This window comes from Streptomyces sp. SAI-135 (assembly GCF_029893805.1).
GTDB lineage: Bacteria > Actinomycetota > Actinomycetes > Streptomycetales > Streptomycetaceae > Streptomyces.
Map to the genome: position 1 here is coordinate 4,778,107 of NZ_JARXYP010000002.1, position 24,001 is coordinate 4,802,107.

The following is a 24,001-nucleotide window of genomic DNA, read 5'->3' on the forward strand; positions in this document are numbered from 1 at the left end:
GTCCGTGACGACGATGACGGATGCGTCCGTGCGCGAGTTCAAGATGCCCGACGTGGGCGAGGGCCTGACCGAGGCGGAGATCCTCAAGTGGTACGTCCAGGTGGGCGACACGGTCACCGACGGGCAGGTGGTGTGTGAGGTGGAGACGGCCAAGGCGGCCGTCGAACTGCCCATCCCCTACGACGGGGTGGTACGCGACCTGTGCTTCCCCGAGGGCACCACGGTCGACGTGGGCACCGCGATCATCACGATCGACGTGAGCGGCGACACCCCCGCCGACGCGGAGACGCCCGGAGAGTCCATCGAGGCCCCGGCCGCCGAGGCTCCTGCGGCGCCCGAGGCCAAGGCGGCGGGCACGGGCCGTCAGCCGGTCCTGGTCGGCTACGGCGTGGCCGCCTCCTCGACCAAGCGCCGCCCCCGCAAGGGCCCCGAACTGCCGGTCCAGCAGGCCTCGGTGTCGATCCAGACGGAGCTGAACGGCCACAGCCCGGCCCCGGCTGCCCCGGCTCCCCAGGCGCCCGCGCCGGCCGCCGGCGGGCAGTCCCGTCCGCTGGCCAAGCCCCCGGTCCGCAAGCTGGCCAAGGACCTGGGTGTCGACCTCACCACGGTGATCCCCTCCGGCCCGGACGGCATCATCACCCGCGAGGACGTCCACGCGGCGGCCGCCCCCGCCCAGGCCCCCGCACCCCTGACGCAGCCCGAGGCCACCCCGGCCCCGGCACCGGTGCACATCCCGCAGGCCCCCGCCGCCTCCTACGACACGGCCCGCGAGAGCCGTATCCCCGTCAAGGGCGTACGCAAGGCCACCGCGCAGGCCATGGTCGGTTCCGCGTTCACCGCCCCGCACGTCACCGAGTTCGTGACGGTGGACGTCACCCGCACCCTCAAGCTCGTCGAGGAACTCAAACAGGACAAGGACTTCACGGGCCTGCGGGTCAACCCGCTCCTGCTGATCGCCAAGGCCCTCCTGGTGGCCATCAGGCGCAACCCCGACGTCAACGCCTCCTGGGACGAGACGAACCAGGAGATCGTCCTCAAGCACTACGTCAACCTCGGCATCGCCGCGGCCACCCCCCGCGGCCTGATCGTCCCGAACATCAAGGACGCCCACACCAAGACCCTGCCCCAACTCGCCCAGGAACTGGGCGAACTGGTGGCCACCGCCAAGGAGGGCCGCACCAGCCCCACCGCCATGCAGGGCGGCACCGTCACCATCACCAACGTCGGCGTCTTCGGCGTCGACACCGGCACCCCGATCCTGCCGCCCGGCGAGTCCGCCATCCTCGCGGTCGGCGCGATCAAGCCCCAGCCCTGGGTCCACAAGGGCAAGGTCAAGCCCCGCCAGGTCACCACCCTGGCCCTCAGCTTCGACCACCGCCTCATCGACGGGGAACTCGGCTCCAAAGTCCTCGCCGACATCGCGGCGATCCTGGAACAGCCGAAGAAACTCATCACCTGGGCCTGACCCGGCACACCCGAAGGGGCCTGCCGCTCGAACAGCGGCAGGCCCCTTCGCGATGTCCGAGGACGTCAGCTGATCTTGGCGTAGCCGTAGTTGATGAGCTTCTTCACGTCGGTGGTGCGGTTGGCGGCCGACGAGGACGTCATGACGGTGCCGATGACGGACTCGCCGTTCTTCGTGGCGGCGAAGACGAGGCAGTACTTGGAGTCGGTGCCCGAGCCGGTCTTGATGCCGAGCGTGCCGTTCCAGCCGAGCAGGGTGTTGGTGTTCGTCCAGGTACCCATGGTGCGGGTGCTGCCGGTCTTGGTGATCGTCTTGGCCGTGTAGGACTTGGTCTTCACGACGGACTTGAAGGTCGAGTTCTTCATCACGTTGCGGGCGAGCAGCGTGAGGTCCTTCGGCGTCGAGGCGTTCGCACCATTGCTTATGCCGTCGAACGAGTCGAACTTCGTGTTCGTCATGCCGAGGCTTCGGGCCGTCGTGTTCATCTTCGCGATGAACGACTTGGTGCGCGCGGAGACCGTCGAGCCCGTACCGAACTTGTCGGCGAGGGCCATCGCGGCGTCACAGCCGGACGGCAGCATCATCCCGTACAGGAGCTGACGGACGGTCACCTTGTCGCCGACGATCAGGCGCGCGGACGAGGCGCCCTTGGAGACGATGTAGTCGCTGTACGCCTTCTTGATCGTGACCTTGGCGTCCAGGTTGAGGTTCGACTGCGAGAGCACGACCTTCGCGGTCATGATCTTCGTGGTGGAAGCGGTGAGCCGCTTCGTGTTCGGCGCCTTGCTGTAGAGGGTCGTGCCGGTCGCGCTGTTCATCAGGAATCCGCCCTTGGCGGTGATGGTCGGCGTCGTGAGTGCCTGCGCGGGTGCCGCGGTGAGAGCTCCGGTGGCGAGCACTGCGCCGGTCGTGATCGCGACGGCTGCGGCTCTGCGGACGCGGAGGCCCTTGGTGGCGGTAATCAACTGAAATACCCCGAATACGTCGAATGCCCCTGAGTGCGGCCGAGTTGGAAGGGGAAGAAAGTGGGGCCGCACGTGTGTGACACGTAACTAGCACACAAGGTTGTGCTCCGGCCGGGGCGGGTGTGACTTTCGCCGACGGGAGTTCCCCGTGAGGTCCGCATGCTGGACGGGGCTCATCATGCGTACGTGTTGTATCTATGCTGTGGGCATGAGTCTGGCCGTGAAACAGCCACCCGCCGCCGACCGCGTCTACACCCACGTCAAGCAGGGCGTCCTGGACCGCCGTTACGAGGGCGGGACCCTGCTCACCGAGGGCGAGCTCGCCGAGGCCGTCGGGGTCTCCCGCACACCCGTGCGCGAAGCGCTGCTGCGCCTCCAGGTCGAGGGGCTGATCCAGCTCTACCCGAAAAAGGGAGCACTGGTCCTGCCCGTCTCCGCGCAGGAGATCGCCGACGTCGTCGAGACCCGCCAGCTCGTCGAGGAGCACGCCGCACGCAAGGCCGTACCCGCCTCACCGCGGCTCATCGCGCGCCTGGAGGAACTCCTGGCGCGACAGCAGGAGCAGGCGGCCGCGGGCGACCTGGCCGGCGCCGCCGTCACCGACCGCTGCTTCCACGCCGAGATCGTCCGCAGCGGCGGCAACGAGATCCTGAACAAGCTCTACGACCAGCTCCGCGACCGCCAGCTCAGGATGGGCGTCGCCGTCATGCACGCCCACCCGGACCGCATCACCAAGACCCTCGTCGAGCACGAGCAGATCCTCCAGGCCCTGCGCTCCGGTGACGCTGAGGCGGTCGTCGGCCTGATCCACGGGCATGTCGAATGGTTCTCCCACCTCGCCCGGGGCGAGGTCCGATGAGCAAGTCCACTCCTACGGGTGACACTTCCTCAGAAAAGACCCCTCCGGGCGGCCGGCGTGCAATGGCCGTGTGGGGCATCGGCGTCTCGGTCTACTTCGTCGCCGTCATCTTCCGTACGTCCCTCGGGGTCGCCGGCCTCGACGCCGCCGACCGCTTCCATGTGAACGCCTCGGCCCTGTCGACCTTCTCGATCCTCCAGCTCCTCGTCTACGCCGGCATGCAGATACCGGTCGGCCTGCTCGTCGACCGGCTCGGCACCAAGAAGGTGCTGACGCTCGGCGTGGTGCTCTTCACCGCGGGACAGCTCGGCTTCGCGTTCTCACCGTCCTACGGCACCGCCCTCGCCTCCCGCGCCCTGCTCGGCTGCGGCGACGCCATGACCTTCATCAGCGTGCTGCGCCTCGGCACCCGCTGGTTCCCGGCCCGGCGCGGCCCGCTGGTCGCCCAGCTCGCGGGACTCGCCGGCATGGCGGGCAACCTGGTCTCCACGCTGGTCCTGGCCCGGCTGCTGCACGGCATCGGCTGGACGCCCGCGTTCGCGGGCAGCTCGCTCGCGGGTGTCGTCGTCCTGGTCCTGCTGCTGCTCTTCCTCAAGGACCACCCCGAAGGCCACGAGCCGGAGCCCTTCCCGCACCGGGGAGCGGCCTACGTACGACGGCAGATCGCCGCCTCCTGGCGGGAACCCGGCACCCGCCTCGGACTGTGGGTGCACTTCACGACCCAGTTCCCGGCGATGGTGTTCCTGCTGCTGTGGGGCCTGCCGTTCCTCGTCGAGGCACAGGGACTGTCCCGGGCGGCGGCGGGCGAACTGCTCACCCTCGTGGTGCTGTCCAACATGGTCGTCGGTCTCGTCTACGGCCAGGTCGTCGCCCGGCACCACGGGGCGCGGCTGCCGCTGGCCCTCGGGACCGTGGGGGCGACGGCGCTGCTGTGGGCGGCCACGCTGGCCTACCCGGGCGAGCGGGCGCCGATGTGGCTGCTCGTCGTGCTGTGCGTGGTGCTCGGCTCGTGCGGACCGGCGTCGATGCTCGGCTTCGACTTCGCACGGCCCGCGAACCCGCCGGAGCGGCAGGGCACCGCGTCCGGCATCACCAACATGGGCGGGTTCGTCGCGTCGATGACCACCCTGTTCGCCGTCGGTGTGCTCCTGGACGCGACCGACGACAACTACACCGTCGCCTTCTCCTCCGTCTTCGTGCTCCAGGCGCTCGGCATCAGCCAGATCCTCCGGCTGCGCGGCCGGGCGGCCCGCCGGGAGCGGGAGCGGCTGGTGGCGAGCCGCGTGGAGACCGTGCACGTCCCTGCGTAGCCCGCGGGGCCACGCAGGGCTCACACCCGATTCCTACGGTGTCACCGTGAAGTTCCGCAGGATCGCCGACGTCAGTTCCGGGTCGCCCTCCGCCTTCACCCGGTCCGTCACCGACTCCAGGTTCACGCGGCCGCAGGCCAGACGGACGTAGGTCTCCCAGTCGAGGCTGAGGGTGGCCGCCGGGCCGAGGGCGGGGGCGGTCTCCAGGGTGCCGCGGCCCTGGATGTCGACCCGGATCGTGCGCAGGAACTCGATCGGCCCGTGCACGTCGAAGACGATCGCCGAACTGCGGGGCGCGTCCGCCTTGACGGCCACTATGTCGGGGAGTGCCGCGAGCAGGACGTCACGGGCGATGTGCGCGCCGGGGGAGTCGAGGTTCCCGGGCCGGCCGAGAGCCGTGCGCAGGTCCTGCTCGTGCACCCAGACGTCGAAGGCGTGCTGACGCATGGACTCCGCGAGCGTCAGTTCGGTGCCGAGCGGGCCGCGGACTTTCGTGCCGGGGTCACGGGACTCGTTCCGCAGCTGGCGGTTGCGGCGGATGACGACGTACTCCAGCTCGGAGGTCATCTCCGGGGCCGTGTGGTGGCGGCGGACGTCGACCTGCATCTCCATGTACCGCTGGTGGTCGTTGGTGACGTGGAAGAGGTCGCGAGGCAGGGTGTGGATGGGGCGCGGGTCGCCCAGCATCTCGCAGTCCAGGCCGATGACATGGGACACCACGTCCCGCACCGACCAGCCCGGGCAGGGGGTGCGGCGGTTCCACTCCCCTTCCACGAGGGGGTTCACCAGCTCGGATATCGCGTCGATGGAGTGGGTCCAGGCGTCGGCGTAGGGCTGGAGGGTGGGATGCAGACTCACGGAACGGGACCCCTCGGCGGTCGGAGCACGGGCTGGTGATGGCGGCGTTGCCAGTGGAGGCGGTGGCTGTCGGCGGGTGTCTTGGAACGCTAAGTTACGCTGCTGTGAGGCACCCCGGCAGTGCTTTCGTGTGACGATCGTAGGCCCGTAAGGGACGGCTCGAATGCCAGGACGGTGGTAGTGTGCGCGCCTCTTTGATCCAGATCGCCGTGGATGAGGGCGAATCGGTCGAATCGCGTCGGCGTCGCATGGCGTCACTGGTACGGGAACAGGCCGGAGCCGACCTCGTCGTGCTGCCGGAGCTGTGGACCACCGGGGCGTTCGCCTTCGAGGAGTTCGACGGCGCGGCCGAGCCCCTGGACGGGCCCACGCACGAGGTCATGGCGAAGGCCGCGAGCGACGCGGACGTGTGGCTGCACGCGGGCTCGATCCCCGAGCGCACCCCCGACGGCACCCTGTACAACACCTCCCTCCTCTTCTCCCCCTCCGGCGAACTCGCCGCCTCCTACCGCAAGATCCACCGCTTCGGCTTCGACAAGGGCGAGGCCGTCCTGATGGGCCGCGGCGAGGACCTGGTGACGGTCCGTCTGCCCGAGACCACCGTCGGCGTCGCCACCTGTTACGACCTCCGGTTCCCCGAGCTCTTCCGCGGTCTGGTCGACGCGGGCGCCGAGACCCTGGTGATCCCGGCGGGCTGGCCGGAGCGCCGCCGCGACCACTGGACGCTGCTGGCCCGGGCGCGGGCGGTCGAGAACCAGGCGTTCGTGCTCGCCTGTGGAACGGCCGGGACGCACGCGCGAGTTCCGCAGGCCGGTCACTCGATCGTGGTGGATCCATGGGGCCAGGTCCTCGCCGAGGCGGGCGCCGGCGAGGAGGTCCTCACGGTGGAGTTCGACCCCGGGAAGGTGGCCGTGACGCGGGAACAGTTCCCGGCGCTGAAGGACCGGGTGCTCTGATCCGGGCGCCGCGTCAGTCGTCCTCGCGTTCCTTCTCGGCGAGGTGGATCACGCACACCGCCACCGCGATGAGCAGCGCCGGATCCGCGTCGTCGCGGACGATGTCGACGCCGTAGGTCTCGCGCACGTGCAGCCAGCGCCGCGAGACCACCGCGAGCAGCTCACCGTCGTACTCGACGGCGAACTCCCGGTCGAGGATCTTGCCGCTGACGTCGAGTTCGGTGCGGCCGTCGGCCAGGGCCACCCGGTAGTGGTTGCGCAGCAGCGACAGGCGCTTGCGCCTGATCCTCGCCAGCGGCTCGCCGTCCCGCTCGATCACCATCGTGTCGCGCAGGGCGAACATCTTCTGGTGGATGTCGATCAGGACCCGCCCCTGGGTGTCCTTCAGCTCGAAGGTGTCCCGGACCCGCATGGCCTTGCCGTCGACGAGGAAGACCTTGTTGCCCCGGTCGTCCTCGATCCAGTAGTCGTCACCGATGCCGAGCAGCCGGTCGCGCACGAGGAATCTCATGCCGTTACCGCTTCCCCGGCGCCGGTCCCGAAACGCCGCCGATAGGCCGACGGGCTGAGTCCCGTCTCGCGCCGCACGCGCGCGCGGAGGTTCGCGGCGGTGCCCAGACCGCTCCTCGCGGCCACCACGTCCAGCCGCTCCTCGCCGCGCTCGATGAGCCGGCACGCCAGGGCCACCCGTTCCCCCGTCAGCCAGGCGAGCGGAGTCGTACCGAGCTGGGCCTGGAAGCGGCGGTGCAGGGTCGCGGGGGAGACGGCCGCACGGGCCGCCAGGTCGGCGACGGTCAGCGGCTCCCCCAGCCGCTCCTGCGCCCACGCGAGCAGCGGGCCCAGCGACTCGTCCCGTACGTCGGGCACGGGCCGCTCCACGAACTGCCGCTGCCCGCCGTCGCGATGGGCGGCGAAGACCAGCCTGCGGGACACCGCGTTGGCGACCTCGGCACCGTGGTCGCGCCGGACCAGGTACAGCCCGAGATCCAGCGCGGCCGCGCTGCCCGCCGCCGTCAGGACGTCGCCCTCGTCCACGAACAGCACGTCCGGCTCCAGCCGGACCCGGGGATGCAGCTCGCGGAAGGCACCGGCCCACATCCAGTGCGTGGTGGCCCGCCGCCCGTCCAGCAGCCCGGCCTCGGCGAGCGCGAAGCTGCCGGTGCACAGGCTGACCACCCGGGCGCCACGCGCGTGCGTGCGGCGGATCGCCTCGCGTACGGCCGCCCCGCGCGGGACGACGTTGTCGGGGCGCCCCGGCACGACGAGGGTGTCGGCGTCGTCCACGGCGTCCAGCCCCGGCACCCCGGTCAGCGTGAAGAAGCCGTGGTTCATCCGGACCTCGGGAGCCGGCGTGCACAGCGTCACCTCGTACAGCGGTCCCGGCCGCCCCAGTTCGGGCCGCGGCAGCCCGAACAGCTCGGTGGCGACGCCCACTTCGAAGGGGTTGGTGCCCTCGTCGACGATCACCGCGACCCGGTGCGGACGAGAGCTCGGCTGAGAGGATCCTTGCGCCATAAGCGATTCCTAGCACTCGCAGGCCGTCCAGACCACCCCGCACGATGACCCCATGGCAACCGAACCCGTCTCCCTGCCCACCGCCCTGGCCTCCTTCACCGAGCAGTGGAGCCCCCGCATCGTCACCGCCGTCAACGACTACGACGTCCGCGTCACGCACGTCGAGGGCGAGCACCTGTGGCACGTGCACGACGACACCGACGAGTTCTTCCTCGTCCTCGACGGCGAACTGCACATCTCCCTGCGCGGGCCGGCCGGGGAGCGGACGGTCGTGCTGCCGAAGCTGTCCGTCTTCACCGTCCCGCGAGGCGTCGAGCACAAGCCGTACGCCCCCGTCCCGACCGACATCCTCCTCCTCGAACCCACCGGCACCTCCACGGTCGGCGACCGCCACGACGAGATCCCGGCCCATGTGGACGTGACGACGGGACGGGCGCTCGGGTGATTGTCGGTGCCGGGTGGCACCCTTGATCCATGAGCGGTTCCGCACCCCGTCGCGTCCGTGTCCGCGCCCCCGAGCTGATCGGCAAGGGCGGCTGGCTGAACACGGGCGGGAAGCAGTACACCCTCGCCGACCTGCGGGGCCGCATCGTCGTTCTCGACTTCTGGACCTTCTGCTGTGTGAACTGCCTGCATGTCCTCGACGAGCTCAGGGAGCTGGAGGAGAAGCACTCCGACACCGTCGTGGTGGTCGGCGTGCACTCGCCGAAGTTCGTGCACGAGGCCGAGCACACGGCGGTGGCGGACGCGGTCGAGCGGTACGGGGTGGCCCATCCCGTCCTCGACGACCCGGAGCTCGCGACCTGGAAGCAGTACGCGGTCCGTGCCTGGCCGACGCTCGTCGTGATCGACCCCGAGGGGTACGTGGTCGCGCAGCATGCCGGTGAGGGGCATGTGCACGCGATCGACCGGCTGGTGACGGAGCTGGAGGCCGAGCACGCCGCGAAGGGCACCCTGCGGCGCGGCGACGGGCCGTACGTGGCGCCCGAGCCCGAGCCGACCACGCTGCGCTTCCCGGGCAAGGCGCTGCTGCTGCCGTCCGGGCACCTCCTGGTCAGTGACACCACCCGGCACCAGCTCGTGGAGCTCGCCGCGGACGGGGAGAGCGTCGTCCGGCGGATCGGGTCCGGTGTGCGCGGCTTCGCCGACGGGACCGCGCGGACGGCCGCGTTCAGCGAACCGCAGGGGCTCGCACTCCTCGACGACGGCAGCGTGGTCGTCGCCGACACCGTCAACCACGCCCTGCGCCGCCTCGATCCCGGCACCGGGGAGGTCACCACGCCGGCCGGCACCGGACGGCAGTGGTGGCGGGGTTCCCCCACCGCAGGACCCGCGCGCGAGACGGACCTGTCCTCCCCGTGGGACGTGGCGGTGTGGAACGGCCTGGTGTGGATCGCGATGGCGGGCGTCCACCAGCTGTGGACCTACGACCCGGGCGAGGGGACCGTCACGGCCGTGGCCGGCACCACCAACGAGGGCCTGGTCGACGGCCCCGGCGCGGAGGCCTGGTTCGCCCAGCCCTCCGGTCTCGCGGTGTCCCCGGACGGCGAGCGGCTGTGGCTCGCCGACTCCGAGACCTCCGCCCTGCGCTGGGTCGACCTGGACGGGGCCGTGCACACCGCCGTCGGCACCGGCCTCTTCGACTTCGGCCACCGCGACGGCGCCGCCGAACAGGCCCTGCTCCAGCACCCCCTGGGTGTCACCGTGCTGCCCGACGGTTCGGTCGCGGTCAGCGACACCTACAACCACGCCCTGCGCCGCTACGACCCGGCGACCGGCGAGGTCACCACCCTCGCCACGGATCTGCGGGAGCCGAGCGACGCGGTCCTGGTCGGTGCGGAGATCGTGGTCGTCGAGTCGGCCCGGCACCGTCTGACCCGGCTCAGACTGCCCGAGGAGGCCGTACGCGTCGCGGCGAAGGCCCACCGCACCCGGCGCGCGGCCACCGAAGTGGCGCCCGGAAGGCTCCGGTTGGACGTGGTCTTCCAGGCCCCGGCGGGCCAGAAGCCGGACACCCGGTACGGCCCCGCGACCCGCCTCCTGGTCTCCGCCACCCCGCCCGAACTGCTGAAGGACGGCGAGGGTGCGGGAACAGAACTGTCCCGCACCCTCGAACTGAACCCCGCGGTCGAGCAGGGCGTCCTGCACCTCTCGGCCATGGCCGCGTCCTGCGACACGGCGTCCGGCGACGGCTCCGCCGAGTACCCGGCCTGCCATGTGCACCAGCAGGACTGGGGAGTTCCGGTCCGCCTGACCCGGACCGGGACCAGCCGGCTCGCGCTGGTCCTCGCCGGGACGGACGAGAGCGCGTAAGCCTTACCGCCTGCGCGGGACCAGCTTGAACAGGGCGACCCCCGCCGCCACCAGCGTCGTGGCGGTCACCAGCATCGCCATGCTGTTCAGCCACAGCCCGGTCGCGGCCAGCGTGGCGCCTCCGGCCCCGGTCGTGCCGGCACCGATCACTCTTCCGTACATGCGCTTTTCTCCTATGAGGGATGTATCCGAGGGTTACGTCGCCACCCACTTCTCCTCGCTGCGGCGCAACAGGCCCCACAGCGAGGTGAAGTAGACGGCGTGCTGGAAAAGGTCGTAGAGCATCTCGGGCACCATGAGCGCCGCCACCAGCACGGCGCGCGGCCCGGCCCGCCGTACGGAGACCGTCTTCTCGACCACGAAGACCAGCCCGATCGCGGTCCAGAAGGGCGAGAAGCCGGGCCAGCCGTACAGCGTGGTGTAGGTGACCATGTAGGTCAGGTAGACCAGGAAGGACAGCGCGCCGAAGCCCATGAGGAACTGCTGCAGGAAGTAGCGGGCGGTGACACGTGTCCAGCCGTAGTCGCGCAGGTTCTCCAGGGCGCCGCGCTGCCAGCGCAGCCGCTGGTGCCACAGCTTGCCCAGGGTCGGCATGACCTCCGTGGTGACCGCGCAGCCGGCCGGGGACATGGTCCGGTAGCCGAGGGTCTTGACCGCCTTGGTCATCTCGTCGTCCTCGGTGAGCGAGGCGAGGCTGTAGTAGGCCTGGCCGCCGCCGAGCCGTCCGGCGCGGCGGGCGGCGCGCACCTCGCGCAGGACACGGGCGCGGAACATGGTGCCGGTGCCGGTGAGCACCTGGGCCTTGCCGCCGGTGCGCTCCAGTTCCCAGGCGTAGCGGTGGAACTCCATGCGCTGGAGCAGTCCGAGCAGTCCGCCGCCGTTCTCGCCGTAGAAGACCCCGCCGACGGCGCCGACCTTGCGGTTGAAGGTGCCGATCGCCGTCTCGCTGAACCAGGGGTTGAGCACGGTGTCGGCGTCCTGCACCAGCAGCAGGTCGCGATCCTCGAGATGGGGCAGTACCCAGGCGATGGCCTGGTTGAGGGCGCCGGCCTTCTTGTGGGTGTTGCCCTCGGTGGTGAAGACGCGGGCGCCGTGCGCGACGGCGATCTCGGCGGTGGCGTCGGTGCAGTTGTCGGCGACGACGACGATGAGGTCGGGGCGCCGGGTCTGCCGCCACAGGCCCTGGATCGCGTCGGCGATGCGGTCCTGTTCGTTGTGGGCCGGTATCAGCGCCACCAGGCGCGGTGGACCGTCGAGTTCGTCGGGTGCGGCGTGGGCGCGGCGGGCGGCGTGCCGGTGGGGGCGCGGTGATCGCGGACCGTGCGCCGGAGGCGGCGCCGCGGGCGGCGCCGCCTCAAGTGTCGTCGTGGAGTGGAGCAAGGGGGAGCCCCCGGGTGTGCTGGTGGTTCACGCCCGGCACTGCTGACCCCCCGGGCTCTCAAGGATCCCGAGTTTTCACTATTTCCACACAAGCGGACAAGACAACCGTGATTACGGATTGCTCACGGTTGTCTGTGGTGGTCCTGTGCGTCCGCCGTCCCGCTCGATGTCCCTTACACGCCGTATCCGTCGGAGTATCCGTCCCGGCGCCGCTCCTCGACGACCGTCGACGTGGTGGGGGGGACCACCACGCGCCGCCGCCGGGCGATGCTGCTGAACGTCGTCACGCCGATCAGTCCCACGATCATCAGGATCACACCGACCAGGTCGAGGTTGACCCCCTGCATGTGCCAGTCGGTGGCGAACGTGAGGATTGCTCCCACGGCGATGAGAATGATGCACCCGCCGAGGCCCATGAGTGTCGCCTCCCTGTCCGGTCCGGTAGTTCCGGTCCGGAATCCCGGGTACCCCCACTTCTCGCGAACTACGCTTCGAAGAGCGCGAACTACCCTTCGAGGAACGCGATCAGGGCGTTCGCCAGCAGATGCGGGTCGTCCGCGCCGCACAACTCCCGGACGCTGTGCATGGACAGGATCGCCACACCGATGTCGACGGTCTTGATGCCGTGCCGGGCCGCGGTGATCGGGCCGATCGTGGTGCCGCAGGGCATCGAGTTGTTGGAGACGAACGACTGGAAGGGCACCCCGGCCCGCTCGCAGGCGGCGGCCCACACGGCGCGGCCCGAACCGTCCGTGGCGTAGCGGTTGTTGACGTTGACCTTGAGGATCGGTCCGCCGTTGACCCGCGGGTGGTGCGTCGGGTCGTGCCGTTCCGCGTAGTTGGGGTGCACGGCGTGCCCGGTGTCGGAGGACAGGCAGACCGTCCCGGCGAAGGCCCGCGCCCGGTCCTCGTAGGAGCCGCCGCGGGCGAACACCGAGCGCTCCAGGACCCCGCCGAGCAGCGGCCCGTCCGCGCCGGTGTCCGACTGCGAGCCGTTCTCCTCGTGGTCGAAGGCGGCGAGCACCGGGATGTAGGGCGGTTCGCCGGAGGACACCGCGGCCAGTGCGGCCACGCCCGCGTGCACGGACAGCAGGTTGTCCATCCGCGGTCCGGCCACCAGCTCCTTGTCCCGGCCCAGGTAGGCGGGTGCCTCCACCGAGTGCGTCATCAGGTCCCAGCCGGTCACCTCGCCCGCGCCGAGCCCGAGTTCCTCCTCCAGGAAGGCGATAAGGTCGCCGTCGCGCACGTCGTCGCCGAGTCCCCAGATCGGCTGGAGGTGGCGCTGCTTGTCGAGCTTGAGCCCGTCCGAGGAGACCGCGCGGTCGAGGTGGATGGCGAGCTGGGGCACGCGCAGCAGCGGCCGGTCCACGTTCACCAGACGTGTCGAGCCGTCCCGCAGGGTCAGCCGGCCGGCCAGCCCCAGGTCGCGGTCCAGCCAGGAGTTCATCAGCGGACCGCCGTAGATCTCCACGGCGACCTGGCGCCAGCCGTGCGCCCCGCTGTCGGGCAGCGGCTTGACCCGCAGGTTCGGGGAGTCGGTGTGCGCGCCGACGATGCGGTACGGCGTGTGGGGCGCCGCGTTCTCGGGGACGTACCAGGCGATGATCGCGCCGCCGCGCAGCACGTACTTGCCGCCGCTCGTCCCGTCCCAGGCGTCCGTCTCCGCGACCTGGCGGAAGCCTGCCTTCTCCAGCCGCTGGGCGGCGTTCGCCACCGCGTGGTACGGCGTGGGACTTGCCGCCAGGAACGTCATGAGGTCGTCGGTGTGGCCGCGGTCGAGGCGGTGGGGTGCGCTCATGGGGTTCACCTTAACGACGTACGAGAGCCCGCTCCCGGCGGCGGGAGCGGGCCCTCGTGAGGACTGCGTGCTGCTGTACGGGTGTGTCCTAGAACGCGGCCCCGCGGGGGACGGGCCCAGGCTCCCGCCGTGACGGGACCGACCTCCCGCCGTGACGGGACCGACCTCCCGCCGTGACGGGAACGCGGCTCCGTCGGGGCGGGGGCGGGGTCTCTGTCGGGACGGGCGGGGAGTCTCGCCCGGGTGGGGCCTGGGCCTCCGCTCGGATGGATGGGGCCGGGCGTCCGTCGGGACGGGAACGGGGTTCCGTCAGGACGGCACCGGGGCCTCCGCCGAAACGGGACGGAGTCTCGCCCGGGTGGGGCTTGGGCCTCGCCGGGACGGGAACGCGGCTCCGTCGGGGTGGGTCGGGGCCTCCGTCGGGATGGGCCGGGAGTCTCGCTCGGATGGGGCTTGGGCCTCGCCGGGACGGGCACGTGGCTCCGCCGGGATGGGACCCGGCCTCCGTCGGGACGGCACCGGGGCCTCCCTCTGACGGGAGCGGGCCTCCGCCCGGATGGGAACGGGCCTCCGCCGAAACGGGACGGGAGTCTCGCTCGGATGGGGCTTGGGCCTCGCCGGGACGGGCACGTGGCTCCGCCGGGATGGGACCCGGCCTCCGTCGGGACGGCACCGGGGCCTCCCTCTGACGGGAGCGGGCCTCCGCCCGGACGGGAGCGGGCCTCCGCCCGGACGGGAGCGGGACTCCGCCCGGACGGGAGCGGGACTCCGCCCGGATGGGAACGGGACTCCGCCGAAACGGGACGGGAGTCGCACTGGGTGGGGCCGGGGCCTCGCCGGGACTGGCACGAGGCCCCGTGCAGGGACCGCGACCCGGCGGGGCCGGGTCGCGGTCCCGCTGGACTAGAACGCGGCCTCGTCCAGCTCCATCAGGTCCAGCTCGACGCCCTCGGCGACCTTGCGGGCCAGGGTCACGCCGGGCAGGACGTTGGCCGCGAAGAACTTCGCCGCCGCGATCTTGCCGGTGTAGAACGCCTTGTCCTTCGCGGAGGCGGTCTCCAGCTTCTCGGCGGCGATCGCGGCGCCCTTGAGGAGCAGGTAGCCGACGACCACGTCACCGGAGGCCATCAGCAGGCGGGTGGTGTTGAGGCCCACCTTGTAGATGTTCTTGACGTCCTGCTCGGTGGCCGCGAGGTCGGTCAGCATCAGACCGACGATCGCCTCCAGCTCCACGGCCGCCTTGGCCAGGTGCTCACGGGCGCCCGCGAGCTCCTCGCCGCCGGTGCCCAGCGCCAGGAACTTCTTGATGTCCTCGGCGAGGGAGTTGAGGGCGGCGCCCTGGTTGCGGACGATCTTCCGGAAGAAGAAGTCCTGGCCCTGGATCGCGGTGGTGCCCTCGTACAGGGTGTCGATCTTGGCGTCGCGGATGTACTGCTCGATCGGGTACTCCTGCAGGAAGCCGGAGCCGCCGAAGGTCTGCAGCGACTGGGCGAGCTGCTCGTAGCCCTTCTCCGAGCCGTAGCCCTTGACGATCGGCAGGAGCAGGTCGTTCAGCCCCTCCAGCGCCTTGACGTCCTCGCCCGCCGCCTCCTTGACCTGGATCTCGTCCTGGATCGAGGCCGTGTACAGCACCAGGGCGCGCATGCCCTCCGCGTACGCCTTCTGTGTCATCAGCGAGCGGCGCACGTCGGGGTGGTGGGTGATGGTGACCTTGGGCGCGGTCTTGTCCATGAAGTTCGCGAGGTCGGGGCCCTGCACGCGCTCCTTGGCGTACTCCAGCGCGTTCAGGTAGCCCGTCGACAGCGTGGAGATCGCCTTCGTGCCGACCATCATCCGCGCGAACTCGATGATGCGGAACATCTGGCGGATGCCGTCGTGCTTGTCGCCGATCAGCCAGCCCTTGGCGGGGTGGCGGTCGCCGAAGGTCATCTCGCAGGTGTTGGAGGCCTTGAGGCCCATCTTGTGCTCGACGTTCGTCGCGTACACGCCGTTGCGCTCGCCCAGCTCGCCGGTCTCGAAGTCGAACAGGTACTTCGGGACGAGGAAGAGGGAGAGGCCCTTGGTGCCGGGGCCTGCACCCTCGGGGCGGGCGAGGACGTAGTGGAGGATGTTCTCCTCCATGTCGTGCTCACCCGAGGTGATGAAGCGCTTGACACCCTCGATGTGCCAGGAGCCGTCCTCCTGCTGGACCGCCTTGGTGCGGCCGGCGCCGACGTCGGAGCCCGCGTCGGGCTCGGTGAGGACCATCGTGGATCCCCACTGCTTCTCCACGGCGACCTTGGCGATGTGCTTCTGGACCTCGTTGCCCTCCTCGAAGAGGATGCCGGCGAACGCGGGGCCCGAGGAGTACATCCACACGGCTGGGTTGGCGCCCAGGATCAGCTCGGCGAAGGCCCAGATCAGGGAGCGGGGCGAGGTGGTGCCGCCGATCTCCTCGGGCAGGCCGAGCCGCCAGTACTCGGAGTCCATGAAGGCCTTGTAGCTCTTCTTGAAGGACGCCGGGACCGGCGCGGTGTTCGTCTCGGGGTCGAAGACCGGAGGGTTGCGGTCGGCGTCCGCGAAGGACTCCGCCAGCTCGTTCTCCGAGAGGCGGGTCAGCTCCTCCAGGATGCTCTTCGCGGTCTCGACGTCCATCTCCGCGAAGGGCCCGGTGCCGTACAGCTTGTCGCGCCCGAGTACTTCGAAGAGGTTGAACTCGATGTCGCGCAGATTCGACTTGTAGTGCCCCATGGCGACGGCTCCGTAAAGAGTTCGGCGAGGCACCTGGTTCCTCGCGCTAGTTCACATACCAACAAGTAGCTACGATGATGCTACCCGTCGGTAATAAGCCGCAACCCCGATCCGGCCATCTGTGACGGTTCACACCGCGACGGTCAGCGTGGCGGTGTACCCCGCCCCGACGCTCCCCTCGACCGCCGCGAGCTGCCGGTCGTGACCGTCCCCGAAGACGCTGTCCGACTCCAGGGAGAGCCGGCCGAGGTTGTCCACGCTGCGCTCGTAACCCTCGGTCGCGTACACCGTCTCGCAGACGTCCTTCGGCAGCGCGAGCTGCGAGGTGCTCGTGATCGCGGTGGCCCGGATCGCGTCCCGGAGGCTGCCGTAGACCTCGAAGTGGACGTGCGGCCAGCGGCCGGGGTAGCAGCCGGGGAAGACGCTGATGAAGGTGGCCCGGCCCCGGTCGTCGGTCTCCTGGACACCCCGCAGGTAGTTCTCCTCGGTGACGCCCTGCGTGTAAAGGGAGTAGCCGCCCTCGCGGTCGCAGTGCCAGACGTAGACGGCGGCGCCCCTGCGCGGGGTCCCGCAACCGGAACCGGCGTCCACCACCGTGAGCGTGAGGGTCAGCGGGACCCCCTCGGCGGTCCCGCCCGCGGAGTCACCGAAGCTGCGTGTGATGTCGGCGCGGACGACCCCGCTCTCCTTCAGTACGTTCACGCCGTTCGAGCCGTCGCCGGGGTAGGGGCCCGCGGTCTCCTCCGGAACGGCGGCGCAGTCCGCGGCGGAGGAGGCGCCGTCCTCGGCGGTGCAGCCCGCCAGGGGCACCAGAAGGGACCCCGCCCCCGCTCCCGCCAGCAGCCGGATCATCCGTCGGCGGGCGAGCACCGGAAGGTCGTGGGAGAGCCCTCGGTCGTGCTCGTGGACCTCGTCGTCACCATGTCTGCGCATGCACCGACGCTACGAGCGCGGACCGCCCGGAACCCAGGTCCTGCCGCTGTCGGGTCGCTGTCGGTTTCCCGGGTGCCGGTAGCCGCCCGCCGACCCCACCCCCCTCGGTACGCTTACGCCCATGTACGGCTACGACCAGAGCGCTGGTGCCCAGCAGCAGTACGGCGTCCCGCCGCAGCAGCCCATGGCCGGCGGAGTGGGCGGGTACGGCCAGCAGCCGCCGCTCTACCCCGAGCCGTCCCCGCCCTCGCTCGCGGACGCGGTGCGTGCCTTCACCACCGGGCAGCTGGCGGCCGAGGACTTCCAGCAGGTCTTCGCCACGTCCAAGGTCTACTGCCCGCGCGGTGACAATCCCGGCTTCCTCGCCCTGCACAACACCCAGCAGCCGGTGATCCCCATGTTCACCACGCTCAAGGAGCTGCGGCGGTATGCGGGCAAGGAGTCCAAGTACTTCGTCATCACCGGCGCGGAGGTCCTCGACCTGCTGCCCACGGGCTACGGCTTCGTCCTCGACATGGAGGGCGAGCACCGCATCGTCTTCGACGCGAAGGCCGTGGAGCAGATGGTCGAGTTCGCGATGCGGCGGATGTACGGATAGCCGTCGGCCGGTACCGATAGCCGTCGGCCGGTACGGACAGCCGTCGGCCGGTGGTCGAAAACCCTCGCCCGGTTGTCACAGCCATGCCATAGAGTTCCCTCCGGCAGCCGCGCCCCGGCACGCCACCGCCTCACCGCGGTCCGCGTCCGGGTGCCGCGCGGCGCTCTCATCTCCCGGCGACCCCGGGATCTTCTGTGGGGGTTCATCACTGTGCGCATGCGCAGCACCTCGGCCGCGACGGCGTTCGCGGTCCTCTTCTCCTCGGTGGCGCTGAGCGTCGCCGCGGCCGGTTCCGCCTCGGCCGCGTCGGCCGTGCTCACCCAGCCCGTCGGACTGGTCGCGGACGGCGCGCTCCAGCGCGTCTTCGTCGCGGACCAGGACAACGGACGCATCCTGGCCACCGACTACAGCGGCACTCTGGTCGACGTGAACGTCGGCTTCGGCCGCCCCAGCGACCTCGCGCTCTCGGACGACGGCCACACCCTTTACGCGGTCCTGCCGACCACCCACGAGATCGTGGCCCTCGACGCGGCGACCCTGGAGGTCCGGACCCGCTACGACCTCGGCGCCGGCATCGACCCGCGCGAGGCCGCCGTCGCCGGCGGGCGGGTGTGGTTCACGTACCGCACGAGCGACGAGAGCGGCTTCCACGGGAACCTGGGCGTCATCGACCCCACCGCCGCCGACGCCACCACCGCGGTGACCCTCGGACAGCTCCCGGAGGGTGTCGCCCCGTACTACAACGCGGGCGTCCTGGACGCGGACCCGTCCTCGCCCGGTCTGCTCGCCTTCCACGACAGCGGTGACCGCTCGGGCGCGATCAACCTCCTCGACGTCTCCGGCGCCACCCCGCAGGTGATCGCCAAGACGGACACCGACCACTGGACCAACGACCTCGACCTGGTCCCCGGCACCTCTCAGCTGCTGTGGAACGGCTATCGCAAGCTGACCTACGCCGACGGCGCCTTCACCGAGGGCGCGGGCCTCACCGAGACCGGCTGGTCCGGCGACGTCTCGCCCGGCGGTCTGATCGCCCAGGCCTACGACCGCCACGTCAACGTCTACAAGGCGGGCTCCGCCACTCCGGTGCGGCGCTTCGACGCCGGGACGGCCGGCATGGGCGAGGTGGTCTGGGCCCCCGACTCCTCCCGGGTCTTCGCCCTGGCCGGCAACGCGGACAACACCTACACCCTGAGGGCCTTCACCGGCCCGGCGCTCAGCGTGCCCACCCTCACGGTCAACGCGCCCGCGACCGCGCCCCGCGCCAAGCAGCTCACCGTCACCGGCAAGCTCACGGCCAACGTGCCGTTCGCCGCCGGCACCAAGCTCGCCGTCACCCGCACCGACCTGGAGAGCCCGAACGGCAAGGCCCTGGCGTCCGTCACGGTGAAGGCCGACGGCTCGTACTCCTTCACCGACACCCCGCCGGCCGGCGGCAAGGTCAAGTACACGGTGAAGTACGCGGGCGACGCCGAGCACACGGCCGTCAGCGCCTCCGACACGGTCGACGTCTCCCTCGCGTCCACGTCCCTGAGCCTGAACAACAACGGCAAGCTGTACAACTACGGCACCGACGTCAAGTTCACCGCGCACCTCGGCACGACGTACAAGAACCGCTCGGTCTCGATCTACGCCGACCCCTTCGGTAGCGACAGGGGCAAGAAGCTGATCAAGACCGGCACGGTGAACGCCGACGGCAACATCAGTGCCTGGGTGGACATGACCCGGGACACGGCCGTCACCGCGGTCTTCTCGGGCGACGCCCGCTACAAGCCGAAGACGGTCAAGTCCACGGCCTACGCCCGGGTCAAGGTCTCCACCGCCGTCTCCAAGCACTACAAGACGGCGAAGATCGGGTCGACGTCGTACTACTGGTTCCACAAGAACACCGATCCGCTGCTCACCACGACGATGACCTACTACCCGGGCCGTCAGCAGCGCTTCGACCTCCAGGTCTACTACCAGGGCACCTGGTACTCGGCGGACTCGCAGTACTTCCCGCTCGGCACGAGCGGCAAGTCGGCCGTCACGCTCGAGGCACCGGGTGAGTCCGGCATCCGGGCGCGGATGCGGTCGGTGTACGTCAACGGCTCGTCCGGCGACAGCGTGAACTCGACGACGTACGGGGCATGGAAGTACCTGTACTTCAGCAACTGACGCGGTACGCCCCGTACGGAGAGAGCCCGGAGGGAATGCCCTCCGGGCTCTTTCCGTTAGAGGTGGCAGAAAGTTCAATGCTCAACTAAACTCGCACCACGAGGAGGTACCGACATGCCTGCAGTGACTGTCGACAACCCGCTGACCCTGCCGCGCGTGGCCGCGACGGCGGACGCGGTGGCCCGTCCCGTCCTCGGCGTGACGACCGCGCCGAGTGGCTTCGAGGGCGAGGGATTCCCGGTGCGCCGGGCGTTCGCCGGGATCCATTACCGCCACCTTGATCCGTTCATCATGATGGACCAGATGGGCGAGGTGGAGTACGCGCCGGGCGAGCCGAAGGGCACGCCGTGGCACCCGCACCGCGGCTTCGAGACCGTCACGTACATCATCGACGGGATCTTCGACCACCAGGACTCGCAGGGCGGTGGCGGCACCATCACCAACGGCGACACCCAGTGGATGACGGCCGGCTCCGGTCTCCTGCACATCGAGGCCCCGCCGGAGGCGCTCGTCATGTCCGGCGGTCTCTTCCACGGCCTGCAGCTGTGGGTGAACCTGCCGGCCAAGGACAAGATGATGGCGCCGCGCTACCAGGACATCCGGGGCGGCAACGTGCAGCTGCTGTCGACGCCGGACGGAGGCGCGCTGCTCCGCGTCATCGCCGGTGAGCTGGACGGCCACCAGGGCCCCGGCATCACCCACACCCCGATCACGATGATCCACGCGACGGTGGCGCCGGGCGCGGAGCTCACCCTGCCGTGGCGTGAGGACTTCAACGGTCTGGCGTACGTGCTCGCCGGTCGCGGTTCGGTGGGCGCGGAGCGCCGTCCGATCCACCTGGGCCAGACGGCGGTGTTCGGTGCCGGCTCGTCCCTGACGGTGCGCGCGGACGAGAAGCAGGACTCCCACACCCCGGACATGGAGGTCGTCCTGCTGGGCGGCCGTCCGATCCGCGAACCCATGGCCCACTACGGCCCGTTCGTCATGAACACCCGCGAGGAACTCCAGCAGGCGTTCGAGGACTTCCAGAAGGGGCGGCTCGGGACGATCCCGGCGGTCCACGGAATGACCGAGGGCGGGCCGTAGGCCGCCCGCCCGGGCGTCAGGCCGCGCCTTCGGGCTTCTCCCAGGTGGTGACGTCCATGGTGACGGAGGACAGGCCGCCGGCGTAGTTCACGTCGTCGGCCTGCCAGCCGAGGACGGTGAGGGCGGCGACCCGGTTCTCGTCGGTGAGCACGCACGCCGTGAGTCCCCGGCGGATGTTCTTCTGGTCGATGACGAATCCGAACTCGGTGGCCGCGGCGCAACTCTCCGCGTTCGCCGGGCCGTTGACGGTGGCCAGGTCGCCGTTCTCGCCGGCGAGGGCATAACCGTCGGCGGTGTTCGCGGGCAGGGAGAAGATGATGTCGGAGGAGCCGTTGACGAAGTCCAGGTCCACGTTGGACCCGGAGCGCAGGACGATCTTGCGGTGCTCCCGTACCTGAGCCGGACCCGCGTCGACCGCCTGTGTGACGCCCGGCGTCGGGGACTGCGGTGATCCGGACCTACGTCGGCGCCGCCGCGGCCCCGGCTCCACCCGCTGTCACGCTCGTGCCCGGTGTCACGCTCGTACCGCTCGGGCTGCCCTGGCCCTGACCGGCCAGCGACACGTAGGCCGCCGCGCCGGCCGCGGTGAGTACGGCGAGCGCTATGAGGGCCTTCGTCGATCCCTTGAACGAGAATCCGCCCTTTCCCACCGTGATGTGGTTGGCGGGGTCGCGTTGGACGCCTTCGTACGACAGCGAGAACGAGGACCCCTTGCGGTCCTTCGGGGATGCGGGCTTGCCCATGCGACTTCCTTGCGTGCGGTCGGATCGCGGCCAGGGCACACATCGTGCAGGGGGTGCGGGAGCCGTCGCCGCCAGTCGCTCGGTGGTCACTTGAACGGGTGATGGCGAGGACGCATGTTGACGCCTGCCGTGCGTCCCGTCCTAAGCGGAGATCTCACCGGAGATCTCACCGGAGATCTCGCCCGAGATCTCGCCGGGGGACTCGTAGAGCTCGAACCAGATGCTCTTGCCCTGGCCCTGGGGGTCCACCCCCCACAGGTCCGCGAGCAGTTCGATCAGCATGAGGCCGCGGCCCGAGGAGGCCAGTTCGCCGGGGCGGCGCTTGTGGGGGAGGTCGTCGCTGGTGTCGGTGACCTCGATCCGCATCCGGCGCCCGCCCGCCTCCCCGCGGACCTCCGCCAGCAGCAGTGCGTCGGCGTCGGTGTGGACGAGGACGTTGGTCAGCATCTCGGACACCAGCAGGACGGCGGAGTCGACCTGGTCGGCGGAGGGCCAGTCGTGCAGCAGTTCGCGCAGCTGCTGGCGGGCCACCGCGACCCGTTCCGGCTCCGCCTGGGCCACCGAGAGCATCGTGCGGCGGACCGCGGGCCGTGCGGCGGCCGGGTCGCCGCCCTCCTGGTGCCGGTGCAGCAGCAGGACCGCTATGTCGTCCTCCCGCCGGTCGGCGAAGGGACCGGTGGTGTGGTGGGAGGAAGGGCCGTGGACGGCCTGGATCAGGGCGTCGGCGAGTGCCTCCAGATCGCCGTCGTGGGTCTCCAGGATGGTGCGGACGCGCTTCCAGCCGGTCTCGAAGTCGTGGCCGCCGGTCTCGATCAGCCCGTCGGTGCACAGCATCAGCGTCTCGCCGGGCTCCAGGGTGATCCGGGTCGTCGGGTAGTCGGCGTCGGGGTCGATGCCCAGGGGGAGGCCGCCCTCGGTGCGGCGGGCCAGGACCGTGCCGTCGGTCATGCGGATCGCCGGGTCGGGATGGCCGGCCCGCGCGATCTCCAGGACACCGGTCGCCGGATCGGCCTCGACGTACAGGCAGGTCGCGAAGCGCATGTCGGAGGGGTCGTCGACCCCGTAGGTCATGCCGTTGAGGAAGCGTGAGGCGCGGGAGAGGACCGCGTCGGGACGGTGGCCCTCGGCCGCGTAGGCGCGCAGGGCGATGCGGAGCTGGCCCATCAGGCCCGCCGCCCGTACGTCGTGGCCCTGGACGTCCCCGATGACCAGGGCGAACCGTCCCGCTGCGGACGTCGCCCGCGAGGTGCCCCCGGGCAGCGGGATCATGTCGTACCAGTCGCCGCCGACCTGGAGGCCGCCGCCGGTGGGGACGTACCGCGCGGCCACGGTCATGCCCGGTATCTCCGGTCCCAGGGTGGGCAGCATCGAGCGCTGGAGGCCGTCGGTCAGCTCGCGCTCCGACTCCGCCAGGCCCGCGCGGGACAGCGCCTGGGCCAGCATGCGTGCCACCGTCGTGAGGACCGAGCGCTCGTCCGGGGTGAAGGCGACCGGGTAGGCGAAGCCCGCCATCCACGCGCCCATCGTGCGGCCGGCCACCGTCAGCGGCAGGAACGCCCAGGACTGGCGGTCGAAGCGCTGGGCGAGCGGCCAGGTGACCGGGTAGCGGGAGCGGTACGCCTCGGGGCTGGAGAGATAGACGGCCCGGCCGGTGCGCACGACCTCGGCGGCGGGGTAGTCCGTCTCCAGGGACATGTGGGAGAAGGGGCTCTCGTCACCGGGCTGCTGACCGTGGTGGCCGATGATCGTCAGGCGGTCGCCCTCGACGCCGAAGACGGCCAGGCCGTCGGGGCTGAAGCCCGGCATGGACAGGCCCGCGGCCACCCGCAGCACCTCGGCGGTGGAGCGGGCCTCGGCCAGGGCTCGGCCGGCGTCCAGCAGGAAGGCCTCGCGGGAGCGCCGCCAGTCACCGGTGACCGCGGTGCGTCCGGCGGGGGTGCCGGGGGTCGGCTCGGTGACCTCCTGGAGGGTGCCGATGAGCTGGAACGACTTCTTGTCCGCGTCGTACGACGGCTTGGAGCGGCTGCGCACGGTACGGATCACCCGGCCCCGCTCGTCCATGATCCTGATCCGGACCTCGGCGAGCGTGTCCTCGGCGACCGCCAGTCCGACGACGCTGATGATCTCGTTCCAGTCGACCGGGTGCAGCCGGGCCCGGGCCTGGGCCTCGGTCAGCGTGGTCCCCTCGGCGCGCAGCCCGAGCAGCCGGGCGGCCTCCGCGTCGACCGTGACCAGTTCGGTGGCGGTGTCCCAGTGCCACAGGCCGGTCGCGAGGGCGGTGAGGACTTCCCCCACGGCGGGCAGGGGCTCACCAGTGCGCATTGCCCCACTTTAA

At 70.7% G+C, this 24,001-nt stretch carries 22 protein-coding genes; 9 read left to right on the top strand and 13 right to left on the bottom strand.

All coding sequences use genetic code 11. From position 1 onward, the window contains the following. Positions 1-4: 4 nt before the first annotated feature. Positions 5-1,465, top strand: a complete 1,461-nt coding sequence (locus M2163_RS26090; RefSeq protein ID WP_280895176.1) for a dihydrolipoamide acetyltransferase family protein — start codon at positions 5-7, stop codon at positions 1,463-1,465. Positions 1,466-1,530: 65 nt separating this feature from the next. Here M2163_RS26090 and M2163_RS26095 read toward each other — a convergent pair whose 3' ends face one another. Continuing rightward, positions 1,531-2,430, bottom strand: a complete 900-nt coding sequence (locus M2163_RS26095) for a serine hydrolase (RefSeq protein ID WP_280850438.1) — start codon at positions 2,428-2,430, stop codon at positions 1,531-1,533. A 208-nt stretch (positions 2,431-2,638) separates the two neighbouring features. Between M2163_RS26095 and M2163_RS26100 the strand changes: the two genes are divergently transcribed. After that, the gene (locus tag M2163_RS26100) at positions 2,639-3,289 is read left to right on the top strand and encodes a GntR family transcriptional regulator (protein ID WP_280850437.1); all 651 of its coding nucleotides are present in this window, start codon (positions 2,639-2,641) and stop codon (positions 3,287-3,289) included. Between the two features lie 62 nt (positions 3,290-3,351). Then, positions 3,352-4,599: an MFS transporter gene (locus M2163_RS26105; protein WP_280850436.1), complete on the top strand. Its 1,248-nt coding sequence runs from the start codon at positions 3,352-3,354 to the stop codon at positions 4,597-4,599. 33 nt (positions 4,600-4,632) lie between these two features. On the opposite strand, the gene M2163_RS26110 is transcribed toward M2163_RS26105, so the two are convergent. Continuing rightward, the gene (locus M2163_RS26110; RefSeq protein WP_280895177.1) at positions 4,633-5,457 is read right to left on the bottom strand and encodes a maleylpyruvate isomerase family mycothiol-dependent enzyme; all 825 of its coding nucleotides are present in this window, start codon (positions 5,455-5,457) and stop codon (positions 4,633-4,635) included. Positions 5,458-5,639: 182 nt separating this feature from the next. Here M2163_RS26110 and M2163_RS26115 point away from each other — a divergent pair, with 182 nt between their 5' ends. After that, positions 5,640-6,413, top strand: coding sequence for a carbon-nitrogen family hydrolase (locus tag M2163_RS26115; protein WP_280895178.1), 774 nt, complete (start codon positions 5,640-5,642; stop codon positions 6,411-6,413). Between the two features lie 13 nt (positions 6,414-6,426). On the opposite strand, the gene M2163_RS26120 is transcribed toward M2163_RS26115, so the two are convergent. Both M2163_RS26120 and M2163_RS26125 read right to left on the bottom strand, forming a co-directional pair. Continuing rightward, positions 6,427-6,924: an LURP-one-related family protein gene (locus M2163_RS26120; protein WP_280850433.1), complete on the bottom strand. Its 498-nt coding sequence runs from the start codon at positions 6,922-6,924 to the stop codon at positions 6,427-6,429. Beyond that, on the bottom strand, positions 6,921-7,928 hold the full coding sequence (locus M2163_RS26125; RefSeq protein ID WP_280895179.1) for a helix-turn-helix domain-containing protein: 1,008 nt from the start codon (positions 7,926-7,928) through the stop codon (positions 6,921-6,923). Before M2163_RS26125 ends, M2163_RS26120 begins: the two co-directional genes overlap by 4 nt. A gap of 52 nt (positions 7,929-7,980) precedes the next feature. On the opposite strand from M2163_RS26125, the gene M2163_RS26130 reads away from it, so the two are divergent. Next, positions 7,981-8,373 (top strand): cupin domain-containing protein, encoded by a 393-nt coding sequence (locus tag M2163_RS26130; protein ID WP_280895180.1) that lies wholly within the window; start codon positions 7,981-7,983, stop codon positions 8,371-8,373. Positions 8,374-8,402: 29 nt separating this feature from the next. Then, entirely contained in the window at positions 8,403-10,241 is a 1,839-nt protein-coding gene (locus tag M2163_RS26135; RefSeq protein ID WP_280895181.1) for an NHL domain-containing thioredoxin family protein, read from the top strand. Between the two features lie 3 nt (positions 10,242-10,244). Here the strand turns inward: M2163_RS26135 and M2163_RS26140 are convergent, their stop codons facing one another. The 6 genes from M2163_RS26140 to M2163_RS26165 all read right to left on the bottom strand — a co-directional run bounded on the left by M2163_RS26140 (position 10,245) and on the right by M2163_RS26165 (position 17,082). Continuing rightward, positions 10,245-10,403, bottom strand: a complete 159-nt coding sequence (locus M2163_RS26140) for a hypothetical protein (RefSeq protein ID WP_020119422.1) — start codon at positions 10,401-10,403, stop codon at positions 10,245-10,247. 33 nt (positions 10,404-10,436) lie between these two features. After that, positions 10,437-11,477, bottom strand: a complete 1,041-nt coding sequence (locus M2163_RS26145; RefSeq protein ID WP_280895182.1) for a glycosyltransferase family 2 protein — start codon at positions 11,475-11,477, stop codon at positions 10,437-10,439. A 317-nt stretch (positions 11,478-11,794) separates the two neighbouring features. Next, positions 11,795-12,037, bottom strand: a complete 243-nt coding sequence (locus M2163_RS26150; RefSeq protein ID WP_031037977.1) for a DUF6458 family protein — start codon at positions 12,035-12,037, stop codon at positions 11,795-11,797. 89 nt (positions 12,038-12,126) lie between these two features. Next, positions 12,127-13,419, bottom strand: a complete 1,293-nt coding sequence (locus M2163_RS26155; RefSeq protein ID WP_280850428.1) for a M18 family aminopeptidase — start codon at positions 13,417-13,419, stop codon at positions 12,127-12,129. A 903-nt stretch (positions 13,420-14,322) separates the two neighbouring features. Then, positions 14,323-16,149 (bottom strand): acyl-CoA dehydrogenase, encoded by a 1,827-nt coding sequence (locus M2163_RS26160; protein ID WP_280850427.1) that lies wholly within the window; start codon positions 16,147-16,149, stop codon positions 14,323-14,325. Positions 16,150-16,278: 129 nt separating this feature from the next. Next, positions 16,279-17,082: an intradiol ring-cleavage dioxygenase gene (locus M2163_RS26165; RefSeq protein ID WP_280895183.1), complete on the bottom strand. Its 804-nt coding sequence runs from the start codon at positions 17,080-17,082 to the stop codon at positions 16,279-16,281. Between the two features lie 121 nt (positions 17,083-17,203). On the opposite strand from M2163_RS26165, the gene M2163_RS26170 reads away from it, so the two are divergent. From M2163_RS26170 to M2163_RS26180, 3 genes are all read left to right on the top strand, one after another. Then, positions 17,204-17,680 (top strand): SseB family protein, encoded by a 477-nt coding sequence (locus tag M2163_RS26170; RefSeq protein WP_053850737.1) that lies wholly within the window; start codon positions 17,204-17,206, stop codon positions 17,678-17,680. Positions 17,681-17,896: 216 nt separating this feature from the next. Next, a complete protein-coding gene (locus tag M2163_RS26175; RefSeq protein WP_280850425.1) occupies positions 17,897-19,837 on the top strand; it encodes an Ig-like domain repeat protein in 1,941 nt (646 codons plus the stop codon). Between the two features lie 114 nt (positions 19,838-19,951). Next, positions 19,952-20,923 (top strand): pirin family protein, encoded by a 972-nt coding sequence (locus M2163_RS26180; RefSeq protein WP_280895184.1) that lies wholly within the window; start codon positions 19,952-19,954, stop codon positions 20,921-20,923. 16 nt (positions 20,924-20,939) lie between these two features. On the opposite strand, the gene M2163_RS26185 is transcribed toward M2163_RS26180, so the two are convergent. The 3 genes from M2163_RS26185 to M2163_RS26195 all read right to left on the bottom strand — a co-directional run bounded on the left by M2163_RS26185 (position 20,940) and on the right by M2163_RS26195 (position 23,988). Next, complete coding sequence (locus tag M2163_RS26185; RefSeq protein ID WP_280895185.1) at positions 20,940-21,413, bottom strand: hypothetical protein; 474 nt, start codon at positions 21,411-21,413, stop codon at positions 20,940-20,942. After that, a complete protein-coding gene (locus M2163_RS26190) occupies positions 21,382-21,666 on the bottom strand; it encodes a hypothetical protein (RefSeq protein ID WP_280895186.1) in 285 nt (94 codons plus the stop codon). The genes M2163_RS26185 and M2163_RS26190 overlap by 32 nt, the downstream gene beginning before the upstream one ends. A 141-nt stretch (positions 21,667-21,807) precedes the next feature. Beyond that, positions 21,808-23,988, bottom strand: a complete 2,181-nt coding sequence (locus M2163_RS26195) for a SpoIIE family protein phosphatase (RefSeq protein WP_280895187.1) — start codon at positions 23,986-23,988, stop codon at positions 21,808-21,810. Positions 23,989-24,001 lie beyond the last annotated feature (13 nt).

What these genes read in the sequence shown, in the direction of transcription:
- M2163_RS26100 (WP_280850437.1), top strand. Translation starts at nt 2,639, where the DNA reads ATGAGTCTGGCCGTGAAACAGCCACCCGCCGCCGACCGCGTCTACACC.
- M2163_RS26105 (WP_280850436.1), top strand. Translation starts at nt 3,352, where the DNA reads ATGGCCGTGTGGGGCATCGGCGTCTCGGTCTACTTCGTCGCCGTCATC.
- M2163_RS26120 (WP_280850433.1), bottom strand. Translation starts at nt 6,924, where the DNA reads ATGAGATTCCTCGTGCGCGACCGGCTGCTCGGCATCGGTGACGACTAC.
- M2163_RS26125 (WP_280895179.1), bottom strand. Translation starts at nt 7,928, where the DNA reads ATGGCGCAAGGATCCTCTCAGCCGAGCTCTCGTCCGCACCGGGTCGCG.
- M2163_RS26130 (WP_280895180.1), top strand. Translation starts at nt 7,981, where the DNA reads ATGGCAACCGAACCCGTCTCCCTGCCCACCGCCCTGGCCTCCTTCACC.
- M2163_RS26135 (WP_280895181.1), top strand. Translation starts at nt 8,403, where the DNA reads ATGAGCGGTTCCGCACCCCGTCGCGTCCGTGTCCGCGCCCCCGAGCTG.
- M2163_RS26140 (WP_020119422.1), bottom strand. Translation starts at nt 10,403, where the DNA reads ATGTACGGAAGAGTGATCGGTGCCGGCACGACCGGGGCCGGAGGCGCC.
- M2163_RS26150 (WP_031037977.1), bottom strand. Translation starts at nt 12,037, where the DNA reads ATGGGCCTCGGCGGGTGCATCATTCTCATCGCCGTGGGAGCAATCCTC.
- M2163_RS26155 (WP_280850428.1), bottom strand. Translation starts at nt 13,419, where the DNA reads ATGAGCGCACCCCACCGCCTCGACCGCGGCCACACCGACGACCTCATG.
- M2163_RS26160 (WP_280850427.1), bottom strand. Translation starts at nt 16,149, where the DNA reads ATGGGGCACTACAAGTCGAATCTGCGCGACATCGAGTTCAACCTCTTC.
- M2163_RS26165 (WP_280895183.1), bottom strand. Translation starts at nt 17,082, where the DNA reads ATGCGCAGACATGGTGACGACGAGGTCCACGAGCACGACCGAGGGCTC.
- M2163_RS26170 (WP_053850737.1), top strand. Translation starts at nt 17,204, where the DNA reads ATGTACGGCTACGACCAGAGCGCTGGTGCCCAGCAGCAGTACGGCGTC.
- M2163_RS26175 (WP_280850425.1), top strand. Translation starts at nt 17,897, where the DNA reads ATGCGCAGCACCTCGGCCGCGACGGCGTTCGCGGTCCTCTTCTCCTCG.
- M2163_RS26180 (WP_280895184.1), top strand. Translation starts at nt 19,952, where the DNA reads ATGCCTGCAGTGACTGTCGACAACCCGCTGACCCTGCCGCGCGTGGCC.
- M2163_RS26190 (WP_280895186.1), bottom strand. Translation starts at nt 21,666, where the DNA reads ATGGGCAAGCCCGCATCCCCGAAGGACCGCAAGGGGTCCTCGTTCTCG.
- M2163_RS26195 (WP_280895187.1), bottom strand. Translation starts at nt 23,988, where the DNA reads ATGCGCACTGGTGAGCCCCTGCCCGCCGTGGGGGAAGTCCTCACCGCC.